The 21664-nt window shown below is 68.1% G+C and carries 24 protein-coding genes; 13 read left to right on the forward strand and 11 right to left on the reverse strand.

Annotated features, from left to right (window positions below):
- Window positions 1-244 precede the first annotated feature (244 nt).
- Entirely contained in the window at window positions 245-628 is a 384-nt protein-coding gene (locus HQ603_RS15400; RefSeq protein ID WP_222685575.1) for a hypothetical protein, read from the reverse strand.
- Window positions 629-820: 192 nt separating this feature from the next.
- Window positions 821-1555: a hypothetical protein gene (locus HQ603_RS15405; RefSeq protein ID WP_222685577.1), complete on the reverse strand. Its 735-nt coding sequence runs from the start codon at window positions 1553-1555 to the stop codon at window positions 821-823.
- A 137-nt stretch (window positions 1556-1692) separates the two neighbouring features.
- On the opposite strand from HQ603_RS15405, the gene HQ603_RS15410 reads away from it, so the two are divergent.
- From HQ603_RS15410 to HQ603_RS15420, 3 genes are read left to right on the forward strand one after another with little or no spacing between them, the layout of a single operon-like run.
- Window positions 1693-1857, forward strand: coding sequence for a hypothetical protein (locus HQ603_RS15410; RefSeq protein ID WP_222685578.1), 165 nt, complete (start codon window positions 1693-1695; stop codon window positions 1855-1857).
- A gap of 48 nt (window positions 1858-1905) precedes the next feature.
- On the forward strand, window positions 1906-3030 hold the full coding sequence (locus tag HQ603_RS15415; RefSeq protein ID WP_222685580.1) for a hypothetical protein: 1125 nt from the start codon (window positions 1906-1908) through the stop codon (window positions 3028-3030).
- A 9-nt stretch (window positions 3031-3039) separates the two neighbouring features.
- Window positions 3040-3543 (forward strand): hypothetical protein, encoded by a 504-nt coding sequence (locus tag HQ603_RS15420; protein WP_222685582.1) that lies wholly within the window; start codon window positions 3040-3042, stop codon window positions 3541-3543.
- A gap of 7 nt (window positions 3544-3550) precedes the next feature.
- Here HQ603_RS15420 and HQ603_RS15425 read toward each other — a convergent pair whose 3' ends face one another.
- On the reverse strand, window positions 3551-4561 hold the full coding sequence (locus tag HQ603_RS15425) for a hypothetical protein (RefSeq protein ID WP_222685583.1): 1011 nt from the start codon (window positions 4559-4561) through the stop codon (window positions 3551-3553).
- Window positions 4558-4734, reverse strand: coding sequence for a hypothetical protein (locus HQ603_RS15430; protein WP_222685585.1), 177 nt, complete (start codon window positions 4732-4734; stop codon window positions 4558-4560). The genes HQ603_RS15425 and HQ603_RS15430 overlap by 4 nt, the downstream gene beginning before the upstream one ends.
- Before the next feature lie 480 nt (window positions 4735-5214).
- Here HQ603_RS15430 and HQ603_RS15435 point away from each other — a divergent pair, with 480 nt between their 5' ends.
- The 3 genes from HQ603_RS15435 (at window position 5215) to HQ603_RS15445 (ending at window position 8544) form a co-directional block, all read left to right on the forward strand.
- Complete coding sequence (locus HQ603_RS15435) at window positions 5215-5451, forward strand: hypothetical protein (RefSeq protein ID WP_222685586.1); 237 nt, start codon at window positions 5215-5217, stop codon at window positions 5449-5451.
- Between the two features lie 39 nt (window positions 5452-5490).
- On the forward strand, window positions 5491-6036 hold the full coding sequence (locus HQ603_RS15440) for a DUF2716 domain-containing protein (RefSeq protein ID WP_222685588.1): 546 nt from the start codon (window positions 5491-5493) through the stop codon (window positions 6034-6036).
- Window positions 6037-7272: 1236 nt separating this feature from the next.
- Complete coding sequence (locus HQ603_RS15445) at window positions 7273-8544, forward strand: alpha-hydroxy acid oxidase (RefSeq protein ID WP_222685590.1); 1272 nt, start codon at window positions 7273-7275, stop codon at window positions 8542-8544.
- A 31-nt stretch (window positions 8545-8575) separates the two neighbouring features.
- Here the strand turns inward: HQ603_RS15445 and HQ603_RS15450 are convergent, their stop codons facing one another.
- From HQ603_RS15450 to HQ603_RS15465, 4 genes are read right to left on the reverse strand one after another with little or no spacing between them, the layout of a single operon-like run.
- Complete coding sequence (locus HQ603_RS15450; RefSeq protein WP_261773912.1) at window positions 8576-9025, reverse strand: Sec-independent protein translocase subunit TatA/TatB; 450 nt, start codon at window positions 9023-9025, stop codon at window positions 8576-8578.
- Window positions 9013-9816, reverse strand: coding sequence for a twin-arginine translocase subunit TatC (tatC, locus tag HQ603_RS15455; protein ID WP_222685592.1), 804 nt, complete (start codon window positions 9814-9816; stop codon window positions 9013-9015). Before tatC ends, HQ603_RS15450 begins: the two co-directional genes overlap by 13 nt.
- Window positions 9813-10037, reverse strand: coding sequence for a twin-arginine translocase TatA/TatE family subunit (locus HQ603_RS15460; protein WP_222685593.1), 225 nt, complete (start codon window positions 10035-10037; stop codon window positions 9813-9815). The genes tatC and HQ603_RS15460 overlap by 4 nt, the downstream gene beginning before the upstream one ends.
- A 35-nt stretch (window positions 10038-10072) precedes the next feature.
- Complete coding sequence (locus HQ603_RS15465) at window positions 10073-11062, reverse strand: intradiol ring-cleavage dioxygenase (RefSeq protein ID WP_222685595.1); 990 nt, start codon at window positions 11060-11062, stop codon at window positions 10073-10075.
- A 498-nt stretch (window positions 11063-11560) separates the two neighbouring features.
- Here HQ603_RS15465 and HQ603_RS15470 point away from each other — a divergent pair, with 498 nt between their 5' ends.
- Window positions 11561-12016 carry a helix-turn-helix transcriptional regulator gene (locus HQ603_RS15470; protein WP_308126562.1) on the forward strand — a complete coding sequence of 152 codons (456 nt, stop codon included), beginning with the start codon at window positions 11561-11563 and terminating at the stop codon, window positions 12014-12016.
- On the opposite strand, the gene HQ603_RS15475 is transcribed toward HQ603_RS15470, so the two are convergent.
- Window positions 11991-12617, reverse strand: coding sequence for a DedA family protein (locus HQ603_RS15475; protein ID WP_222685597.1), 627 nt, complete (start codon window positions 12615-12617; stop codon window positions 11991-11993). The two genes, HQ603_RS15470 and HQ603_RS15475, sit on opposite strands and share 26 nt — an antisense overlap.
- The gene (locus HQ603_RS15480) at window positions 12614-13582 is read right to left on the reverse strand and encodes an alpha/beta fold hydrolase (protein ID WP_222685599.1); all 969 of its coding nucleotides are present in this window, start codon (window positions 13580-13582) and stop codon (window positions 12614-12616) included. Before HQ603_RS15480 ends, HQ603_RS15475 begins: the two co-directional genes overlap by 4 nt.
- 261 nt (window positions 13583-13843) lie before the next feature.
- Between HQ603_RS15480 and HQ603_RS15485 the strand changes: the two genes are divergently transcribed.
- Window positions 13844-16303 carry a cytochrome P450/oxidoreductase gene (locus HQ603_RS15485; protein WP_222685601.1) on the forward strand — a complete coding sequence of 820 codons (2460 nt, stop codon included), beginning with the start codon at window positions 13844-13846 and terminating at the stop codon, window positions 16301-16303.
- 39 nt (window positions 16304-16342) lie between these two features.
- Here HQ603_RS15485 and HQ603_RS15490 read toward each other — a convergent pair whose 3' ends face one another.
- On the reverse strand, window positions 16343-16900 hold the full coding sequence (locus HQ603_RS15490; protein ID WP_222685603.1) for a TetR family transcriptional regulator: 558 nt from the start codon (window positions 16898-16900) through the stop codon (window positions 16343-16345).
- A gap of 135 nt (window positions 16901-17035) precedes the next feature.
- Here HQ603_RS15490 and HQ603_RS15495 point away from each other — a divergent pair, with 135 nt between their 5' ends.
- The 5 genes from HQ603_RS15495 to HQ603_RS15515 all read left to right on the forward strand — a co-directional run bounded on the left by HQ603_RS15495 (window position 17036) and on the right by HQ603_RS15515 (window position 21613).
- Window positions 17036-17563: a hypothetical protein gene (locus HQ603_RS15495; RefSeq protein ID WP_222685605.1), complete on the forward strand. Its 528-nt coding sequence runs from the start codon at window positions 17036-17038 to the stop codon at window positions 17561-17563.
- Between the two features lie 83 nt (window positions 17564-17646).
- Window positions 17647-18015, forward strand: a complete 369-nt coding sequence (locus HQ603_RS15500) for a PLDc N-terminal domain-containing protein (RefSeq protein WP_371831063.1) — start codon at window positions 17647-17649, stop codon at window positions 18013-18015.
- Between the two features lie 101 nt (window positions 18016-18116).
- Window positions 18117-19310 carry a macrolide family glycosyltransferase gene (locus HQ603_RS15505; RefSeq protein ID WP_261773913.1) on the forward strand — a complete coding sequence of 398 codons (1194 nt, stop codon included), beginning with the start codon at window positions 18117-18119 and terminating at the stop codon, window positions 19308-19310.
- A gap of 32 nt (window positions 19311-19342) precedes the next feature.
- The gene (locus HQ603_RS15510) at window positions 19343-19777 is read left to right on the forward strand and encodes a VOC family protein (RefSeq protein WP_222685607.1); all 435 of its coding nucleotides are present in this window, start codon (window positions 19343-19345) and stop codon (window positions 19775-19777) included.
- Between the two features lie 360 nt (window positions 19778-20137).
- On the forward strand, window positions 20138-21613 hold the full coding sequence (locus tag HQ603_RS15515) for an amidase (RefSeq protein WP_222685609.1): 1476 nt from the start codon (window positions 20138-20140) through the stop codon (window positions 21611-21613).
- Window positions 21614-21664: the final 51 nt, after the last annotated feature.

Consider the following 21664-nt stretch of genomic DNA (forward strand, 5'->3'; position numbering starts at 1 on the left):
ATCGCCGGCACTCCGGGATCGGCTACTCCTCGCCAGTGGACTACGAACACGCCTACCATCGACGGGTCGCCTCACAAGTGGCCTGAACACCCAACCCGAACTGTCCGGGAAACCGGGTCAAGCTCCGGTCAAGCTCCGAGCGACTCGGCTGCACTGCCTGTGACGCGGTGTGCATGGAGGGCTTCGGGGTACGACCGGCGTTGTCGCCTCGAGGATTCCATCGGCGGCCGGGGGTGGTGCCGTTTCAGGTGGGTGCGAAGCCTCCGATGTCGAGTGACACGAAGAAGACTGCGAACGGAACGTAGCCGACGAGAAAGGTGAGCACCCCGACGAAGGCGATCCAGCGCATGCGCCCCGCGAACAGCATGCCTGCACCGCCGAGTAGTGCGACGACGATCGGCGGAGCACACCAAGTGACCCAATAGCTCGTCGGCGGCGGCGGGAGGTCGGCACCTCGCCGAAGGTGGGAGGGGACGGCATAACCAGGATCCAGATCCGGCGCGAGGCCCCCCGCCCATCTTGCCGCGTAGAAACCGAGGACGAGCGTGCCCAGAACCGCCGCACTGGCGGCAAGGGGTCCGATGACCTCACTGCGCCAGGAGAATTTCGGCGTCCCGGATGCCATCACTGGGCCAGCATAGTGCGGGGGAGTGCAGGGTCTCCGGCAGATCGGCACCGCGTCCTCGTCGGCCCTGGCCGCCGGTACAGGGTATCGAGAACGTAGGTCCTCGAACGAACGTTCTCGATCATGTGGCGCTGGAGAGGGCCTCGAGCGCGGCCGGCGGCGCCACGCGATAGTCCCCAAATTGAGGCGGTCTCTTTACCGGCTGGTGCGGAGGCCCGAATCTCGGGACATTCCACGGGACTCAGCTCGGAAGATGTCCACCTGTGCCTGCAGCGTCTTGAGATAGCCCGCCTGCGCCTGCTCAGCGTCGGTCTTCCCATACACAGGCAAGCCTCGTTCAGAGCGGAAGATATTGACAAACTGATCCAATTCGACCGCTGCCGCATCCATGGTCGCCTTCTTAGCCAGAGCGTTTGTTGTAGACTGCGCTACTGAATGCATCGCGCTGTAAACCCGAACTGCTGAATCCATCAGTTCTTTCGAAGCGAACATTTTGATGTTGGTGAGCGACAGCCCCAAACGTTTCAACTCAGAAACTTGAGTTTGCGCAAACGCGATTTTCTCCATCGCATTTGGGTCTGTCGCCCCCTGTTCGGTCAGGAACATGTCCCTGATTAGGTTAAAGATGTTCTTCTCGTCGATCGCGCTAACCAGCAGATCAGCGACCGTGGAGGCGTAGTCCGTTGCGGCTTCGAAAACAATGGCTTTGTTGCGCTCATCTTGTTCGCGATCTGCCTTCTGCTGATCTAGTTCGCGTTCGTGTTCCTCCTTGCGCGTTTGGATCGTGGTATCGACCTTCGCCCTGCGTTCATCGCTTTTACGAAGCGACCGCTTGGCGATGAGGGGCGCCACAATCCCCGTCAACACACCAGAAATCACGACACCCCACCAGAAGCCCGGTTGACTGAGAAAGGTCCAGATCGCGTCCACGTCAGAACTGTAACGTCTCCCACCGACAACCACTGTGAAGCAGATGTCAGAGCGGACGGTCCCCTTGCAGGCGGGGGCGAGGAACTTCTAGGCCGCGAATAGAGCACCCCGGACACGATCCGGCCAGCCTCGAGCCGGTGACGAGTGTCCCGGTGTCGACGCACGCACCGAGAGTTGCGGCCGGCGCCGACGGGCAGGTGTTCGTCATCGACGGTGCGGTGCGCCGGTTCCGTACGGACAGCCCCGTGATGGCCGAACCCGAGGTGATCGACGTGGCGGGTATCGCTGCGCGACTCGAGTGACTCGGCAATCGGTGGGGGCCGTCGTCGTCTGTCTGGGATGGTGAAGCGATGAGTGTGGTCGAGACGTTGTTGGCGGGTCCGCGTGGTCGACGGTTGCTGCTCGAGTACGCAGACGCGGCGGAACGGCTGTCGGAGGAGCAGTCGGACAACTCGTTTCACAGGGCGGTGCTTCTGGCGGCGTATCGCCTCGACGTCGATCGGGGTTCCGGGGTGGTGATGTTCGGTCCCGGTGCGGAGGAGGCGCGGCGGACGGTGGTGACCGCCGAGGAGGTGGCGGACCGACTTTCCCGCGTGGTGCTGCCGGAGGTGACCGCGACGGCGGTACGACAAGCGATGGAGTTGTCGATGGACTTCGCGCGGTACTGGCAGGAGCCGGACGGCGCGGACGTTCTCGCCGCGACCGATGCCGTGCGGGGTGCGCTGCGGCGGGTCGCCGAGCACGTCGCGCAGTCGCCGTGGACCGAGTGGTGGTCGACGGATGCGGCGCTCACGGAGCAGTGGGCGGTCGGGCGGAGCTTCGGTGACGCGGACCTTCTCGACGATTCTGCGGTGGGGCGGCCGGCGGCGGAGGTGTTGTCCGAGTGGTCCGTTCGCACTGCGGCAGAGGAGGAGCGCGCGGCGCGGGAGCGGCCCACGGATCCCACCGCCAGCGTCGGAGGTGAGTGGTGGTCGACGCCGCCGACGCTGTGTTCGTCTCGTCTGTTGGCCGATGGGACGCCTGCGGGGTTGTGGTTCGTCGAGGACCGCTCGGACCCGGCGCGAGCGGTGTCGCGGCGCGTCACTGTCGCGGAGGGTACTCGGGTGTTCGAGGTCGACGGGCCACTGGCGTGGGCGCAGTTGTGCCGCCGGTTCCCTTTGAACGTGACAGCGCAGAAGCGCCACGACTGGTACTGCACCACTGGTCGGGCGGGCCGGTGGGTCATCCCCGACTGGCTGCGGGTGGGCGAAGTGTACGACGGTGTCCACCTCACCGCGGCGGCATACCTCTCTGCTGCGACAACAGAGATTCCGGTCGACGACGACTGTGCGAGCGTCATCGCCGGGTGGGCGCCGGACGAGACGTACTGGTTCACCGACGTGGCGAGGATCGACGTCGACGATGTTCGTCAGTGGGTGAGTGAATCCGACGGGGAGCGGCTCGACTGGGTCGAGGACGACCAGCCACCGGCTTAGGCTGAGGCGATGACAGCGGCGATGCACGGCGAAAGGTCAACTGCCGGGGCACCGGCGCGGTGGGCGTGGTTGGTGCTGGCCTCGATCGTGGCCATTGTCGCCGCGGTGGGTGTCGTCGCCGGGTCGATTCGCGAGTACCAGGTGAGCTCGTGCGAGATCATCGACGCCACCGCCACCTGCATGATGTCCACCCTCGACATCGTCGGGTGGGGTGCGACCGCGGTCGTCGTGGGCGCTGCGTTGCTGTGTGCGGTGCCGGCGTTGTGGCCGCGCCCGGCCGTGCGCTGGGGAAGCGTGGCAGCACTGGTGCTACTCGGCGTCGGATCACTGATCATGTTGGGCCGCATCGGATTTGCTGTGGTGGCGGTGGCGCTGTTGGGTGCGGTCCTGGCCGCGGCGCAGGGGTGGCACACGTCGAGGAGACGCAGCACTCACGACCGCGAGATCGAGGTTCCCCTGAAAGCGCTGCTGGGCAGGTCCGTCGGCCCGGACGAGGCGAACGGTAGCTCGTAGGGGCCGCTCAGGAGAGTCGACCGACTCGGCCGCGGCGGGGTGGATCGATGCGTCGCTGGCGGTCGACGGGGACACCCGGGTGGAGGATGTTCTGCAGCGTCCGGACGGTGTCGTCGTCGATGTCGACCTCGTTCATCGCGGCCGCCCAGTCCCAGTCGGGTGTGGACCACACGTAGTGCAGCGGGCCCCATCTGGGTGCCCAGCTCCCGTCGGGGGACCGTGGGTTCCGGGCGAGCATGGTGTGCTCGTTGTGCCCCTCGAATGCGCCTGTTGCTTCGTCCGCAACCGGCACGGTGGTGGGGGTGAAGTCGACGGGGACGCGCGCGATGAGCCGCTCGGCGGTCACGGTGTCCGCAAACCACTGCGCCTGATGCCTTTTCATGTCGTCGCTGCAGCGACGGAGTTCGTCCTGACGCTCTCGTTGCGTCTGTGTGGGACCGCTCCAGGCGAATATCGAGGAATCGATAGGCTCTCCGACCGTCAGGTCGACATAGTGCGCGCCGACGCCGACCGCGTCGACGCGATAGCCGAGTATGCGGCCCGTCTCGATGTCGACCCAGATGCGCATCGGGTGCGGCTTGCGTTCGGGCGGGGCGAGTTCGACTGTCCAACAACGACGGTCGACAAACGTCTCTTCGGTGATGGGCCCGGTCGGTCTGGTGAAGTCGTCACCGGCCCATTCCGCGGCCGAGCGTCGCTTGATCAGGAACTGATTCTTACCGAAGTAGTGCACCCGATCCGACGGCCCCATCAACGGGCGCTGCGGGTCGGGGGTGAAGTCCCAGGCGGTGGTGCCGTCGGTGATGAACACGGGGGCTCCGTCGTACTCCACGCGCGTTGCGGGGCCGTGGAGCCAGACGGTGCAGTCGTCGACAGCTCGGACGAACATCGGCCGGTACGCGGAGGTCGTGAACGTGACCGGGTCACGCTGAAAACCGGGGTCTTCTCGGATGGTCCCGTGCAGCGGTGCGGCGTTCGGTCTGGTGAGGGCGCGCAGGACTTCCACCCATTCGGTCACGATTCGTTCTTTCGGTACCCGACGGAAAGTATCGCCGCGACGATGGCGCCGGCCAGGAGCAGCAGGACGACGTCCGCGCTGCGTTGGGCCGCCGAGGTCCCCGACCACGTCAGGACGCGGACGATCACGGCCAGGAGATAAAGACCGATCGCGGCACTACGCGGATTGCCCATGACGATGACCGTATGCGGGTGGGCGACGTGGCGCACTCGATTGCTCGGCGAAGGGGCTTCGCCGTTCAGCACTTCACCTGCAAATGTGTGCGCGCTTTATCGCTGTTCGCGGATGAGGAGAATCGGAAGATTCCGTTGTCGAGTCCGGGAGGAAGGGCGCCTGACGGTGGTACCGCGCTGGTGTAACCGAGACGTAGGGTGGCCGCGTGTCGCTGTCGCTTCCGGTCCTGGCCCGTTTCTGCGCGATTGCCGGTAGTGCATTCGTGGCCGTGTGGGCATTGGCCAATGCCCGGCCGATCGACCTGTACCAGGCCGAAACCGCCACTCGATCCGAGGCTGCGTTCGGCAACAATTGGTCGGACCTGTTTCTGAACGCGTCCCGGGCGGCGGGCTTCGCTTTCGTGGTCCGCCTACGCCGCAGTTCTCCCCGCGGCCGCCGTTTATTCTTTCCTGTCGACGCCGGCATCGGACCGTTCTGTCATGACCCTGGGGATCCTGCTGCCGGTGATGGTTGCGGTCCTGGGCTTCTCGGCGTTGGGGAGAAGGCCGAGCGGTGTGCTCATGTGGGTCACGGGTGAACCGATCGAGCTTCCCGAGGCCGGCACCATTATCGCGGCGAGCTCGGGTGCGATTACTCTCGCTGCGCTGACGTGTGTGACGGCAGCCGTGGTCGCGTCTGTGATCGACCGCCGTGCGGCGCGTGCGGCCGATGGGTGACGGGGCCCGACAACAGGACGGTGCGGCACTATCGAGCCCATGACGCCCCGCACCGTCGACCACGGTGATCCTCTACCGCCCGGGTGGACGTACCTCGACAGGAAACAGGACGACGAGGCGTGGTCACGGTTCCGGGCCGCGTTCGGCGCCCTCCGGCCGGGTCTGCACGCCGACGCCTGGCCGGCGATCACCGAGCCGGCGCCGTCGGTCACGTTCGACCTGCGGTTCGACGCGACCGCGGTGCCCGCGATATGGGCTGCTCGCATGGAGGCGATCAACGCGGAGACTGCGCGCTGCCTGCTCGGCATAGCGGATCCTCCCGAGGTCGTGGTGCTGGATTGGCAGCATCCTGGCTACCGCCTCGACCTCGCCGAGCATGTGTCTGCCCGTGATGCCACGTGGAGGGTGCCGGTCTACCCGGACCGCGATTACTACACCTTCGTGCTGCCCGACTTCAGCGAGGGGACGTTCGGCCACCCGTGGGAGCAGTCGCCGTGTGTGTTCGGCCCGAGGCTGGTGGACACACTGGCCGCCACGCTGTCGACGTGGCTGCCGGTCCTTCGGGTCGACGGGCGCACCCAGTAGGGGCGTCCGCGCTGGTGGACGCCCCGCCGTCTGTGCGGCGGTCAGCACGCGGATTCATGGACGGGTCCACCGAGGCCAGTCCTCACTCCGGCTCTCTGATGCGGTGGGATGCCGGGTGGGCCGACACTTCCGGAGAACGATGTAGACCGCCGATCCGATGACGGGCACGACCCACGCGGACCCGATAGCGAACGCCTTTGCGGACCCCGTCAGGCGACCCTGAGCTGCGATCGAGACGAACGCTCCCACGATGAACCACGCCAGCAGCACGACGATACCGACGGCGACATCTACGAAGAACTCATTGAAAGACTCGACGCAGCCCGGGCTGAGGTGACATTCACTCAGGCCGGACTCGGCGAGGATGGTCGACGGCACGAGATGAGGCTATCGGTACGTTCTCGGCAGGCGACTGGAACTCGAGATGAATAGCGGATGCTGCAACAAACGCTGAAGGGGTACGAGACTGTCCGGGCAGGCGTGGAGTAGTGCCGTACGTGGCCCTCGCGCACGATGACGGTGACGCGATTGCGACTGTTCGAAAGCTACAGCCGACTCTCGGCCGCCGGGTGGTTTCGGTTGTGGCGCAGGGTCACGACAAGAGGGGGTAGCAAGCAGCCGCCAGTCGCGAAAAGTGCGAAAGCTGCGATGGCCCAACCTGGTCGTACGTTCCAGATGACGTCCAAGATCTGCCACGCCCCAGCAAGAATCGCGACAGCCCCCAGCAGCCGGCGTCGTAATACGGCCCGTGACGGACGCACGGCGAACCGGCCGAACAGGATCGGCAGCCGGAACCCCCGATTCGACTGTGAAATCTCGAGGTTCGAGCGCACGGTCAGCGTCACCCCGAGTGCGAGAAGGACTCCAGCGATCGCGAGACCAGCCATCGAATCACCTCCTCCTGGCCTTCGCGGTGGTATTGGTTCGACCGGCTTGGATACCGCCGAATCATTGACTTCGTTGTCGATCCGATTCTAGGCGCCGGTCTTCGTTCCAATCACGCGTTCGGTGGCCCCACTGCGTGCCATACGAGGTGTCGACGAGAGCACCCACACCTGACGTCGTCGAGAACGTGCGGTGCGGCTCCGACTCGATCCAGGCTTCCGACACGTTCACTTGTCAGGGGGCGTCCGCTCCGACGATCAATGACCTGTTCGCAACGCAGGGGCAACGATTCCATCGACACCCCCACTCGTACGCAGACACGCCGCTCCACTACGAGGGAGGATCGAGACCATGCCCGTCGAACGTCAACTGCCCAAGCCTGCCGAACTGCGCGAGCTGCTGTCCTTCAAAAAGCCGGATCTGCACCCGCGCCGTCGTCGGCTGAACGCTGCTCTCACCATCGAGGACCTCCGCAAGATCGCCAAGCGGCGAACTCCGCGGGCCGCCTTCGACTACACCGATGGCGCGGCCGACGCGGAGATCTCGTTGTCCCGAGCACGACAAGCATTCCGCGACATCGAGTTTCACCCCTCGATCCTGCGTGACGTCTCCCGAGTCGACACCTCGACCACCGTCTTCGGCGGTCCGTCGTCCCTCCCGTTCGGTATCGCACCGACCGGGTTCACCCGCCTCATGCAGACCGAGGGCGAAGTCGCGGGGGCCGGTGCCGCGGGGGCCGCCGGCATCCCCTTCTGCTTGTCCACTCTCGGAACCACCTCGATCGAGGACGTGCGCGCAGCCAACCCGACGGGCCGGAACTGGTTTCAGCTCTACGTGATGAAGGAACGCGATGTCTCCTTCGGGCTCGTCGAGCGAGCCGCCCGCGCCGGTTTCGACACGCTGCTGTTCACTGTCGACACCCCCGTCGCCGGAGCGCGGCTGCGCGACAAGCGCAACGGGTTCTCCATCCCTCCGCAACTGACGGCGTCGACAATCGCCGACGCGATTCCGCGGCCGTGGTGGTGGTGGGACTTCCTCACCACCGCCAAGCTGGAGTTCGCGTCCCTGTCCTCGACCGGGGGAACGGTGGGCGAGCTCGTGAACTCGGCCATGGACCCGAGCATCTCCTTCGCCGATCTCGACGTGATCCGCAGCATCTGGCCGGGCAAGATCGTCGTGAAGGGCGTTCAGTCCGTGGCGGATTCGGTCGAGCTTGCCGAGCGCGGGGTCGACGGCATCATCCTGTCGAACCACGGTGGGCGCCAGCTCGACCGCGCCCCCGTTCCGTTCCAGTTGCTGCCGTCGGTGGTGCGGGAGGTCGGGCCGGACTTCGAGGTCGCCGTCGACACCGGAATCATGCACGGAGCCGACATCGTCGCGTCGATCGCGATGGGAGCCTCCTTCACGCTGGTCGGTCGGGCCTACCTCTACGGCCTGATGGCGGGAGGCCGCGAAGGCGTCGACCGCATGATCGACATCCTGCGCGACGAGATCGTCCGCACCATGCAACTGCTGCAGGTGAATTCGCTCGCGGACCTCACCCCCGAGCACGTCACGCAGCTGACTCGGCTGGTGCCGAGGGACTCGGCAGGACGAGCTGCATCGACTCTCGAGGCCCCCTGACGCGAGGTGCACACCGCCGGTGAGGACGGGGTCAGCGGCGGTCCGCCGCCACCGGAGGCGGGAACTCGGGCGTCGAGGTGCTCCCGTCGGGTGATGCTGCGATGCGTCGGAGGTCGTCCGCGTCGAGGGCGTCGATGGGGACACGTATCGGGTGCGACGACGTTCCGGTGACGACATATTTCTGCCCGGGCCGCACCGAAGCTGCCCCCTCGGTGGTCTCGACCGGCGACGGTTCCTCGAGGGCGTCGCGCACGATCCTGCGCGGGTCGTACTGGCGCAGGTTCACCGACTCCCACTCCGAGCGCCGCAGGGGCATGCCGAGGTCCTGCTCCGCCGCGGCGCGGGTGGTGTCGACGAACTGTCTCAGGCTGCGGACACTTCGGGCGAGGTGTCGGGCGTAGTCCGGCAGGCGGGCGGGCCCGAGGACGACGCCGGCGATGAGGGCGACGAGGAACAGCTTCTCGAGGGTCAGACCGAACATGCCGGACCTCCTACGGGTGTCGGGTCGGTGAGTGTCACGGCGCGGGTGCGTCGTTGGACTCGGTTGTCGCGCAGAGTGGTGACGGCGACGGCGGCGCCGAAGAGTGCCGACATGGGGAGCGCGACGAGGAACATCGACATCACGTCCGCGGCAGGGGTGACGAGTGCGCTGAACACGACGATGACGACGACGATCATGCGCCAACTGCGTCGAAGCCTGTGTGCAGACAGGAGACCGAGGCAGTTGAGCATCACCACGATCACCGGCAGCACGAAGGCGATCCCGGTGGCGAGGACGATCTTCATGACGAAGTCGACGTAGTACGACGCGTCGAGGATGGTGCTGTCCTGGTCGGAGGAGAACCCCGCCAGGACGGTGACCATGCGTGGGAAGAGCAGCAGCCCGAACGTGCACCCCGCGCCGAACAGCGGCACCGCGGCTGCTGAGAACCCCAGGACGTACCTCTTCTCCCGCCGGGTGAAACCGGGGGTCAGATAGGCGAGGAGTTCCCGCAACCAGATCGGGCTGGAGAGGACGACGCCGGCAACGAGTGCGATCCGCACGTGCAGATCGAAGGCACCGGTGACGGTGTCGTAGTTCAAGCTGGCCTGACGGGACTGTGCGAGTTCCTCCACGGGGGCGCGGAGAACGCCCAGTACCTGATCGGCGAGAACGAAGCCGAGGATCAGAGCGACCGTGAAGGCCACCGCCGCGCGGGTCGCGCGACGGCGTGCCTCGGTGACGTGCCCGGCGAGCGGCATGGTGCCGCGCGCGGCGGTGGCTGTGGTCACGACGCGTGTCGGATCGGAACCGGCGCACCGTCGTCGGCGGTCGGGTCGGCCGATGCCACGCGCTCCGTTGGGGCGGCGGACGTGTCGCGTGCCTCGTCCTTGAAGATGCGCAGGGACTGGCCGACGCCCTTGGCGAGGGCGGGGAGCTTGGTGGAGCCGAAGACGAGCAACAGGATCGCGAGGACGATCAGCGCGTGCCAGCCGGTCAGGTTGTGCAACATGGTGTTTCCTTCGAGTGTCGTGGGGTGGGGTGGGGTCAGGCGGTCGGTGCGGCGGCCGGGCCGCCGGCGGGGGGAGTGCCACCGCCCATCGGAGGCAATCCGCCGCCGGGTCCACCGCCGCCGGGCGCTGCGCCGGCGGTCGGTGCGGTGGTGGTGTCGACGGCGACGGCGAGGGACCCGACGTAGCCGGAGGTGGGGTCGCCGGTGAAAGTACCCATTTGCAGGTCGTATCCGTCGCCGAACACGTTGTCGTCGTCGAGAGTCCCGATTTGAGCGAGGTTGGACGCCGATCCCGGGTAGGTGTCGAGCTGGTAGACCGCGTCGAGCATGTCCCGGGGGAAGGCGACTTGCGAGGTGGCGATCGCGTTGTCGGCCGTGGTGGCGGAGGCGACGTCCGGGTAGACCTCGAAATGGATGTGCGTCCACCGGCCGGAATAGCAACCGGGAACAATGGTGTCGAAGGTGACGGTGCCGGCGGCGTCGGCGACCTGGACGCCGCGCAGGTACGTCTCGTCCTCTGCGCCTTCGGAATACATCGAGTACAGACCGGCGGCATCGCACTGCCACAGATACACGGCCACACCCTCGAAAGGTCGATTGCCGTTCGCGAGGTCTGTGACGGTGAACGTCATCGACAGCGGTACCCCGGCGACGGTGGTGCCGCCGTCGAGGCTCGAGGTGACGTCGGACCGCACGATCCCCGATTCCTCGAGGATGTTGACGCCGTTGCTGCCGTCGGCGGGGTAGGGGCCGTTGGTCTCGTCGGGAATCTCCGTGCCGGCGGCCGCGGCGGTCGTGGCCGACGATGCGGTGGACGCCGTCGAGGCACCGGACGAGTTCGAGCACGCCGCCAGGGCCAACGCTCCGGCGCCCGCGCCGAGGATGCTCAGAACGCGGCGGCGGCTGATCAGGGTGGTGACGTCGAATCCGGCGCCCTGGTCCACGACGTCCTCACCCGGGCGGGGGAGCAGGCGTCCGTCGTAGGCGGGTCCGTGGGGGGTGTTCGTGGGGGTGGGAACGGTCATGTCGGTTGCTCCTGGTCGTCTCGGTCGATCTCGTCGATGTGATCGATACTTCCGGGGTGACCATGGAGGACCCTGACCCTCCGCTGTGAGGTTCCCGGGAGCGGTCGACGCCGACCGGTGAGGTGGGAATCGGCGCACAGGAGGTCGAGCGACCACCTCGTCCGTCGGAGAATCGTGCGCACCGGGTTGCACCCTTCGAGCCAGATTCTCGGTGTACTGCCCGGGGCCTACCTCGGGCCGATCACTGCGGCGTGGTGGCCGCCGTGGTCGACGGCCGCGCCGGTCTGCGTGCATGGGGGAGGAGGCTGTGGCACTGAAAGGTCGCGCCGCGCTGGTATGCCATCACGGTGCTGGGGGTTCCCGCTGCGAGGCTGCTGACCGGTCTGGCGTTCTCGGGCGGTGCGATCGCCGCTCCCAGCAGGGCAGCATTGGTGGCCTTCGTACCGGTGCTGGCGTTCCAGATGGTCACCACGGGGCTCGCTGAGGAACCGGGGTGGCGTGATTTCGCTCTGCCCCGACGGTGTCGACCTGTTTGGCGACGGCCGATGCCAAGATGCCGCCCGTCGGCACGCACTGCTCATCCGCGCTCAGAGCACGTCCGTCCTCGAGGACCTGCGGCGATTGTTGGGGTTGCTCCGGTCGCCGGGGAACCCGCGGATTCCGGTGCTGATTCTGACCACCTTCGACATCGACGACTACGTCTTCCGTGCGCTCGAAGCCGGCGTCGCGGGACGGGTACTCGATCTCCTCACCGCGCGGGAGCGGGAGATTCTGCTCCTCCTGGCCGAAGGGATGTCGAACGAGGAGATCGCTGCCGCGTTGGTCGTCGAGGTGGGCACCGTCAAATCCCATCTCGCCCGGCTACTTCCGAAACTCGGCGTGCGGTCGCGATTGCAGGCGGCGGTGTGGGCGTATCGAAATCACGTGGTCACCGTGGACGACCCCCGGCCCTGAGACGCGGGGGTCGACCCCATGTCCGCCGCAGGGCCAGTTGCGTGAGCGGCGTGACGGCGAGCGCCACCGCAAGTCCCACCGAGAAGGCCAGGATCACATTGTCCTGCAACGCTTGTCCACCGAGATAGCCGGCCATGACGATGTAGATGCTCCAGGTGACCACCGCGATCGCGGTGTAGGGGCCGAAGATGCGCCACGGCAGCCTGCTGATCCCGGCGCTCAGCGTGACGATGTAGCGCCCGACCGGAATGTATCGCGACGTGACGAGTATCAGCCCGGGGCGGTCGGCGAGTTGGGTGCCGACCCAGTCGAGAGTCCGGCGGCGGCGTGTGCCGGGTGGTAGGCGTCGCAACGCGGGCTCGGCGAGAGCACGACCGACGACGTACGGCACGAGATCCCCGCCGAACGCTCCGAGTGCCGTCGCGGTGACGACGAGCACCACGTTCGCATCCCCGTTCGCCGCGGCGACCCCGGCGACGACGAGGAACGGTTCACTGGGAATCGCGGGCAGGAACGAATCCAGGAACGACACGACGAGCAGAATCACGTAGAGCCACGGGGACAACACGAGTGCCTCCGCGGCGTCGAGCCAGTCCATCATCGTCGGGGGCTCGGATCCGGGCCGAGGGCAACGTCGTCGGAGGAGACGAAACGATGGACCTCCTCGACGAAACGGCGCGGGCGCTCGATGTGCGGCCAGTGGCCGGTGTGGGCGAACCGCACTTCGTCCGCCGACGGGACGCGAGACAGGAACGTCTCGACGTCCCCCGATGGGGACAGGGCGTCGCCGTCGCCCCGCAGGATCCGCGTGCGGCACTGCACCTGTTCGAGATCGCGGCCGGGATCGCGAGTCACGGCGGAGACCAGGGCCGGGAACGTGGCGGGTGCGCCCAGATCGTGCATCGTGGCGCGTACGACCTCGGTGTCGAGCAGGTCCGGCCGGGCGACGAAGCCGCCCAACAACGCTCGGCGCAGGCGCTCCGACTCGGCGACGAACCGGGCGGCCGACGAGGGCACCGGGAATCCGACCATCGCGGATTCGGCGACCAGGGTGGCGACCGAGCGCGGATTTCGCCGGAACGTGGCGACCGGGCGCCGGACGAGGTGGACCAGCGAGAGAATCGGTCCGCCGGTGATGATCAGTCCACCCAACCGCGACGGGTGCCGCACGGCCGCGCGCGTCCCCACCAGGGAGCCCATCGAATGGCCCACCACCACGGGTGCGTCGACGTCGAGTGCGTCGCACAGATCGACGACCGAGTCGCCCAGTCCGTCGAACGTGACGTGGCGACGCGAGAACTGCGATGCACCGAACCCCGGAAGGTCGACCGCGATCACACGATAGTGCTCCGACAACGCGGGAAAGAGGTGTGCGAACCACCGCCACCCGGCCGAGATGCCGTGCAGCAGAACGAGCGTCGGCGCATTCTCGCATGGGAGGTCGACGCAGCTCACCGGAGTGGAGGCCGTCTCCACGACGCGAACGTGGTCCTCCCACCGGCTCGCCGGCAACGCACCGGGAAGGCGTTCGCCGTATCCGTCCCACACGTCAGCGCCGCCCCCCACTGCACACCTCCGAGAAGACCCGAGTACCGGACCGTCATCGTCGCAAGTCGTTGACTCGGCGTCAACGGGAACTGGATGCCGTCCGGGCAGGACGCTGCGCAGCGCACCTCGACGTGCGCATGTTGCAACCTGCGCAGACTGAGGCGCGCTGCGCGCCGGGGCCCGAAGGGTGCGACAAATAAGCACCTATTGTCATCTTCGGATACGCGTGGTTTAGTTCTGTCACCAGGAACGGAACTCATCACCGAGGCGGTAGTCGTCATGCGCGTTCGCGACACGATCATCACGAAGGCTCAGGCCGTGGTCCCGATGGAACGCCAGATCCAGGGACTGCATCTCTGGCAGCGCGCCAAGCGCCTCGTGGTCGACGACGGGCAACCGCACTTCACCGAGTCGCCGATTCCCGACGTCGCGGGCCTCGACCTGACCGACATCGACGTCAGCGACCCGTTCCTGTGGCGTCAAGGGGCGTGGGAGTCCTACTTCCGTCGGCTGCGCGACGAGTCACCCGTCCACTACCGGGCCGACAGTCCGTTCGGGCCGTTCTGGTCGGTGACCCGCTACGACGACATCGTCCGCGTCGACAAGGACTTCGAGACGTTCTCGGCCGAACCGCAGATCATCCTCGGTGCGCCGCCCGAGGGTCTGGACATCGAGATGTTCATTGCCATGGACCCGCCGCGTCACGATCAGCAGCGCGCCGCGGTCCAGGGAGTGGTTGCACCGCAGAACCTGGAGGAGATGGAAGGGCTCATCCGCTCCCGCGTCGCGGAGGTCCTCGACGAACTCCCGGTGGGTGAGCCCGTCGACTGGGTCGACCGCGTCAGCATCGAGCTGACGTCCCGCATGCTCGCCACGCTGCTTGATTTCCCGTATGACGAGCGTCGCAAGCTGGTGGAGTGGACCGACCTGGTGGCGGCGAGCGCGTCCGCGACGGGCGGGTCCACGGACACCGATGCGTCGTACCGGGCGGCGGCGGAGGCAGCCCGCAGCTTCAGTGCGCTCTGGCACGACAAGGCCGCGCGGTTGGCCGCGGGGGAGACGCCGGGGTACGACCTCATCACCCTCATGCAACTGTCCGAGGACACGAAGGACCTCATCGACCGACCGATGGAGTTCCTGGGCAACATCGTGCTGCTCGTGGTCGGAGGCAACGACACCACGCGCAACTCGATGACCGGCGGACTGCTGGCCCTGAACCGATTCCCCGAGCAGTTCGATCGCCTCCGTGAGAACCCCGCGCTCGTCCCGAAGATGGTGCACGAGATCCTGCGGTGGCAGACGCCGCTGGCGTACATGCGTCGCGTCGCCACCCGCGACACCGTTCTGAACGGTCAATTCATTCGCAAGGGCGACAAGGTCGTCATGTGGTACGCCTCGGCCAACCGGGACGAGCGCACGTTCGAGAACCCCGACGACTTCGTCATCGACCGGCGCAACGCCCGCCATCACCTCGCGTTCGGCATCGGGACGCACCGGTGCATGGGAAGCCGCCTGGCCGAGATGCAGCTGCGCATCCTGTGGGAGGAGCTGCTGACGCGTTTCGACGACATCGAGGTGGTGGAGGAGCCGACGCGGGTGCAGTCCAACTTCGTCCGCGGCTACGGCTCGATGTCCGTGGTGCTCACTCCGAAGGGTGGCGAGCGCCGGCAGTACGGCACGTGGCGCGAACGCAACGCCGCGAAGACCGACCGCAACAGCGCCACGCCCGACGCGAGCGGATCCACGGCGAGCGCACCCGCACCCGAGGCCCCGCGCACCGGGCGCAGCGCCGAGCGGACTCTGCTCGACCTGCGCGTGACCGGTCGGCGAACGGCGGCGGAGGGCGTCGTCGAACTCACGCTCGCCGACGCCGGCGGTGGCGCACTTCCGCCGTGGACCCCCGGCGCCCACGTCGAACTGACGCTGAAACCCGGTCTGGTCCGGCACTACTCGCTGTGCGGAGATCTCACCGATCGGTCATCGTGGACGGTGGCCGTTCTGCGGGAACCGGACGGCCGCGGCGGATCGGCGCACGTGCACGACGAGCTCGTCGAGGGCTCCACCCTCCGGGCTCGTGGTCCGATCGACAACTTCGCGCTCGTTCCCGCGCAGCGCTACCTCTTCCTCGCCGGCGGTATCGGCATCACGCCGATCCGCGCGATGATCGCCGCGGCGCGGTCCGCCGGGGCCGAGTGGAACCTGGTGTACGTCGGCCGGTCTCGGTCGTCGATGGCGTTTCTCGACGAGTTCGACGGCGACGATCGGGTGACCGTCTGGGCCAAGGACGAGCGCGGCGGACGCCTCGATCTGGACACGGTGCTGGGCGAGCCGCGCCCGGACACCCTCGTCTACTGCTGCGGACCGGCTGCTCTTCTCGACGCCGTCGAGACGCGGTGCGCCACGTGGCCGGGGGAGGCCCTGCACCTCGAGCGTTTCGCGGCCCGGACCGTCGCTGCGCCCGACGGCGCCCTGGAGTCGTTCGAGGTGGAGTGTGCGCGGACGGGCGTGACCGTCACCGTCGCCGACGGCACGACGATCTTCGACGCCGTCGAGCAGGCCGGCGCCGACGTCATCGGATCCTGCATGGAAGGCATCTGCGGCACCTGCGAGGCCGACGTCCTGAGCGGAACCCCCGACCACCGCGATTCCGTGCTGTCCCGTGCCGAGCGCGAGCGGGGAAACACCGTGATGACGTGCGTGTCGCGATCGCTGTCCTCGAAGCTGGTGCTCGACCTCTAGTTCCCCGGATCGCGGTGCGCAGCAGTGACTCTCGCCGAATCACTCGAAGCTGCGGACCACCCGATCGATGCGGTCGACCGCCTCGTCGACGTCCACGGTCGGCTGCACGAGATGGCTCAGCGTCAGCCGGACCACGCAGTCGACCAGCGCCTCGGACGCCCGGTCGCCGACGAGTGCGCCCACGGCGGCGCTCGCCTGACCCAGCACGGCGTCCGGATTGACGGTGACCATCGCGAGCAGGCCCGAATCGTGCCCCGGACGCAGAACGGCGGCCAGGGCGGCATTGGATCGGCCGTGTTCGAGGACGCCCCGCACCGCCGCCGAGATGCCGTCCTCGAAGCTGTCGGGGTGCGCGGCGAAACCGCTGCTGACCTGCTCCAGGAAACGGCCGACCTCCCGATCGACCACGGCGCGGCCGAGCTCGGTGCGGGTACCCACCTCCTTGTAGAGGCTCTGGCGGGGCACTCCGGAGCGTTTGGCGACCTCGGTCATGCTGAGGGCGTCCCAGCCCCGATCGGTGATGATCTCCACCGAGGCGTCGAGAACCCGCTCGAGTCGCAGGGCCCGCAGTTCGGAGTAGAAGTCGGGCGCGGTCACGCCCGAGAGCCTAGGTCAGAACCCGTGCGCCGCCAGCCGTGGACTCGGGCCCGGTTGTCGTTCCAGCGGATCGGGAAGAGACTGTGACCCGAACAACGGCACCCATCCATTCTTTCGGCACCCACGAATGCGGTGGTGACTGCCCGACGTTCCGACCGGTGCCACGCGTCCAGAACCTGCGCGACGGTGCCGTTGGCGGCCGCGTCGGCGTCGTTGCTGTCGATACCGTGGCACGATCCCGGTCCGCGTGACCTGCTCACCCTCGCGGCGGCTCTGGGTCTGGTGCGGCGAACCGCGGAGGACTCGTCGCCGCTGTCGACTGCGCTTTTCACGGCCAGTGGGGCCGTCGATTGCGCCGCGGCGTCCTGGTACGACCAACTCGGGTTCACCGTCGACGACGCGCGCCGCGAGGCACACACCGTGGCTGCCGAGGTTCGCGAGGTCGTGGCCGTCTCCGACTGCACCTGCGACAGCGCACTCTCGGAGAGCGCCGTCGTCGCTGCGGCAGTGGCCGGCACTGTCGCCGACCTCGCCGGGTACGTCGCGTCGCAATCGGGTCCGCCCGTGCCGTGGGAAGTGTTCACGGCACCGCACGTGCTCGATCGACTGCGCCGGGTCGCATCCGCGCTCGTCCTGGTCGCCGAGAGGCTCGACGAAGCCTGACGGCGCCCTCGAACGACTCCCCGGGTTCACGCTGTGCCCGTATAGTGCGAGCGGTTCCGTACCGAACGTTCCGAATCGACGAGGTGACTGCCGTGCCGTATCTCGGTCTGCTGACGATGGCCCTGCTGGTCTTCTGCCTGATCGACGTGATCACGGCCGACGACGGGGGTGTGCGCCACGTGCCGAAGATGGCGTGGCTCTTCGTCGTCCTGCTCCTTCCGCTGATCGGATCGCTACTGTGGCTGACGGTCGGTAGGCCTATCGGCGCCGGGATCTGGGGCGGTAGCGAGCCGTCGCGACCCCGCTCGGGCTTCGCGGAGTACGACGTCCGGCCCGGTCGCGCCGTTGCGCAGAGTCCGCAGGCCGACGCCGAATTCCTGCGCCAGTGCCGGGCGCGTGCCGAGGAACAGCGCCGAGTGGAGCGGGAGCGCCGCCGCGCCGAAGGGTCGTGAGCGGTCCGATCGTCCGTGTGCGCCCGATTATTCGCGTGCACGCGCCACGGGGTCGCCTCTAGGGTCTACGCGTCCGTTCCCCCCACCCCGCGAGGTGCCCGATGGCCGTCCACCCCGCCCGCCCGGCCGAGGCGGCGACGCTGCACATCGCCATGATCGGCACCACGGCCCCGAGTCACATCTATCCGTCGCTCGCCGTGATCGCGGAGCTCGTGCGGCGGGGTCACCGAGTCACCTACGCGGTCGGGGAGTCGTTGGCCTCTCTCGTCGAGCCGACCGGCGCTCGGGTGGTGCCGTTCGATTCGCTTCTCCCGCAAGGCGAGGAGACCTGGCCGGACGACCCGGCTGCGGCGATGCACGTGTTCCTCGACGAGGCGATCGCCGCGTTTCCCGTGCTGACGACGGCGTACGACGGCGATCGTCCGGACCTGCTGCTCTACGACATCGGCGGACTGGCCGCACCGCTGCTCGGCGTCCGCTACGGCGTCCCCGCGGTCCAGCTGTCGCCCGCGTACGTCGCCTGGGACGGCTACGAGGACGATCTTGCCGACGTCCTCACCCCGATGCGGACGTCGGCGACCGGGGTCGCCTACCGCGAGGCGTACGCGGAATGGTTGCGCGACAACGGGATCGAGGCCGACCCGTGGGACTGGATCACGTATCCCGAGCACTGTCTGTCCCTGGTACCGAGAATCATGCAGCCGCACGCGGATCGCGTCCGTGAGTCCGTGCGCTTCGTCGGACCCTGCCTGGATCCCGCCCGCCTGGCGGATAGGACGTGGTCGGCTCCGGTGGGACCCGTGCTCTACGTGTCCTTCGGCACCGGCTACAACGATCGACCGGACTTCTACCGGCTGTGCATCGAGACCTTCGGGAACACCCCGTGGCAGGTGGTGATGTCGATCGGGCGTCGTGTCGACCCTGCCGCTCTGGGACCGATTCCACCCAATGTCCAGGTGCACGAGCACGTTCCGCAGCTGGCGGTGCTCGAGTCGGCGCGCGTGTTCGTCACCCACGCCGGCATGGGCGGATGCACCGAATCACTGTGGTTCGGCGTGCCGACGGTCGCCATTCCGCAGGGGGTGGATCAATTCGCCAACGCGGCGATGCTCGACGAGATCGGAACGGGCGTCCACCTCCCGTTCGACGAGGTGACGGCGGAGACACTCCGGGCCGCCGTGGAGCGGGCAGTCGATCTGGAACCCCGCGCGGCCGAGATCCGCGCGGACGTCCGGGCGCACGGCGGTGTCGACACCGCGGCCGACGCCGTCGAGTCCTACGCACGACTCCGCTGACGACGCGGCGGAAACCGACTACCGTGCCGGTCATGCCGACCCGTATGGACAACGTCGGGATCGCGGTGCGGGACCTCGACGCCGCTGTCGCGTTCTTCACCGACCTCGGCCTCGAGGTCGTGGGTCGTGACACGGTGCAGGGCGAGTGGACCGACACGGCAGTGGGTCTGGACGGGAACCACTCCGACATCGCGATGCTGCAAACGCCGGACGGTCACAGCCGTGTCGAGCTGTTCCACTACCGGCACCCGGAGCCGATCGAGACGGAACCGACCCGCCCCAACGAGATCGGGATGCATCGAGTCGCGTTCGAGGTCGACGACATCGAGGCCTCGCTCGCCATCGCGGCGCGGCACGGGTGTCACCCTCTCCGCGGTATCGCGGAGTACGACGGCATCTTCCGCCTGACCTATCTGCGCGGTCCCAGCGGCATCATCGTGATGTTCGCGCAGCGCATCGGCGGCTGAGCCACCCGATCAGCGCGGCCGGCCGCGGATCTCCGATCGCAGCAGCGAGCCGCGGGACGAGCGACAGCGGTGTGGCGTTCTCGATCAGCCCCCGTTGCGGCCCGTCGACCACGTCGGACAGTCCCGGCGCCGGATCGGCCGACTCGGCCACCGCGAAGGTGGCGCCGCGGTCGGGGTGTTGCGGGCAGGCCGGAGGCCGGTCGGGGTGTTGCGCAGGCCGGAGGCCGGTCGGGGTGTTGCGGGCAGGCCGGAGGTCGGTCGGGGTGCTGCCGTCACAGAACTGTCCGGCTGGACCGGGACGGATCCCGGGCGGCGGCGAGGCGGCCTCGTGACCGTCCGCGAAGCTCTAGGGTCGGCCACGTGAAGTTCGAGGAGTATCGCCGGTACGACGCCCTGGGTCTCGCCGAGTTGGTGCGAAACGGCGAGGTGACCTCGGGCGAGCTGGTCGAGGTCGCTCTGGCTCGTGCGCACCGCACCCATGCCGCGCTGAACGCCGTCGTGCAGTGGCAGGACGACGACGCCCGGTCCCGGTCCCGGACCGCGCTGTCGGGTCCGTTCGCCGGTGTGCCGTTCCTGCTCAAGGATCTCGCGCAGGCCCAGGCCGGCGTGGTCGAGACGGCGGGGTCACGCGCCTACCGAGACGCGCGGGCCGCGGAAACGGACACCGTGGTGCAGCGGTGGCTGGGCTCCGGTCTGGTGGTCATCGGACGGACCGCGGTCCCGGAATTCGGGGCGAAGGGGGTGACCGAATCCGATCTCTTCGGGCCCACCCGCAACCCGTGGGACACCACCCGCTCGCCGGGTGGATCGTCGGGTGGCTCCGCGGCGGCGGTGGCCGCCGGTGTGGTGCCCGCGGCCGGGGCGAACGACGGCGGCGGGTCCATTCGCATCCCGGCCGCCTATTCAGGACTCGTCGGGCTCAAGCCCGGTCGCGGGATCGTCCCCTGCGGACCGCGCTTCAGCGAGTTCTTCCACGGCGGCGCGGTGACCGGGGTGCTGACCCGCTCGGTGCGGGACTCCGCGGCCATGCTGGACGTCCTCCGAGGCTCGGACCCGGCGGCGCCGTACGTCACGCCGACCCTCCCGGACACTCATCTGTCCGCGCTGAACACCCCCGGGCCACGCCTGCGTATCGGCATGCAGAGCACGTCGGCCCTCTGCGACGCTCCGGACCCGGAGGTGGTGGACGCTCTCCGGCGCACCCGCACGCTGTTGGTCGACCTGGGGCACGTCGTCGAGGACGTGCCGCCGCCGGTGGACGAGGAGGCCCTGGCGCGGGATTTCCTGCTGCCCTGGTTCGTGAACGTCGCGAGCGAGGTCGCCGCCATCGGATCGGCGCGGGCCGCGGACATCGAGCTGGACACGATGGTGATGGCCGAGCTGGGCCGACGCACCACGGCCGTCGATCACGACGCGGCGCTGGCCCGGTGGCACGACCACGTTCGCGCTCTGTCGGACTTCCACCGTCGGTTCGACCTGCTGCTGACCCCGACCACCGCGACGCCCGCGCCGCGGATCGGCGAGTTCGCGACGTCCGGGCCCGAACGACTCGGTGCTCGTGCGGCACTCGCCCTGCGTCTCGGGTCGGTGCTGGCCCGCGTGGGGGCCGTCGAGGCGGGCGTGATGCGAAATCTGTCCGTGGTGCCCTTCACTCAGGCGGCCAATCTGACCGGGCGGCCCGCCCTGAGCGTGCCGCTGTTCCGCACCGCGTCCGGACTGCCGGTGGGATCGCACTTCGTGGCCCCGCCCGGCGGGGAGACGCAGCTCCTCCGCCTGGCCCGTGAGCTGGAGGAGGCGATGCCGTGGTTCGACGTCACGCCGCCGAACGTCGGGTAGCGACGGCCCCGTGTCCCGCGTCGGCAGGTCGATGTGCAGGCCCACAATGGA

The organism is Rhodococcoides corynebacterioides (genome assembly GCF_019834675.1).
Lineage (GTDB): Bacteria > Actinomycetota > Actinomycetes > Mycobacteriales > Mycobacteriaceae > Rhodococcoides > Rhodococcoides corynebacterioides_A.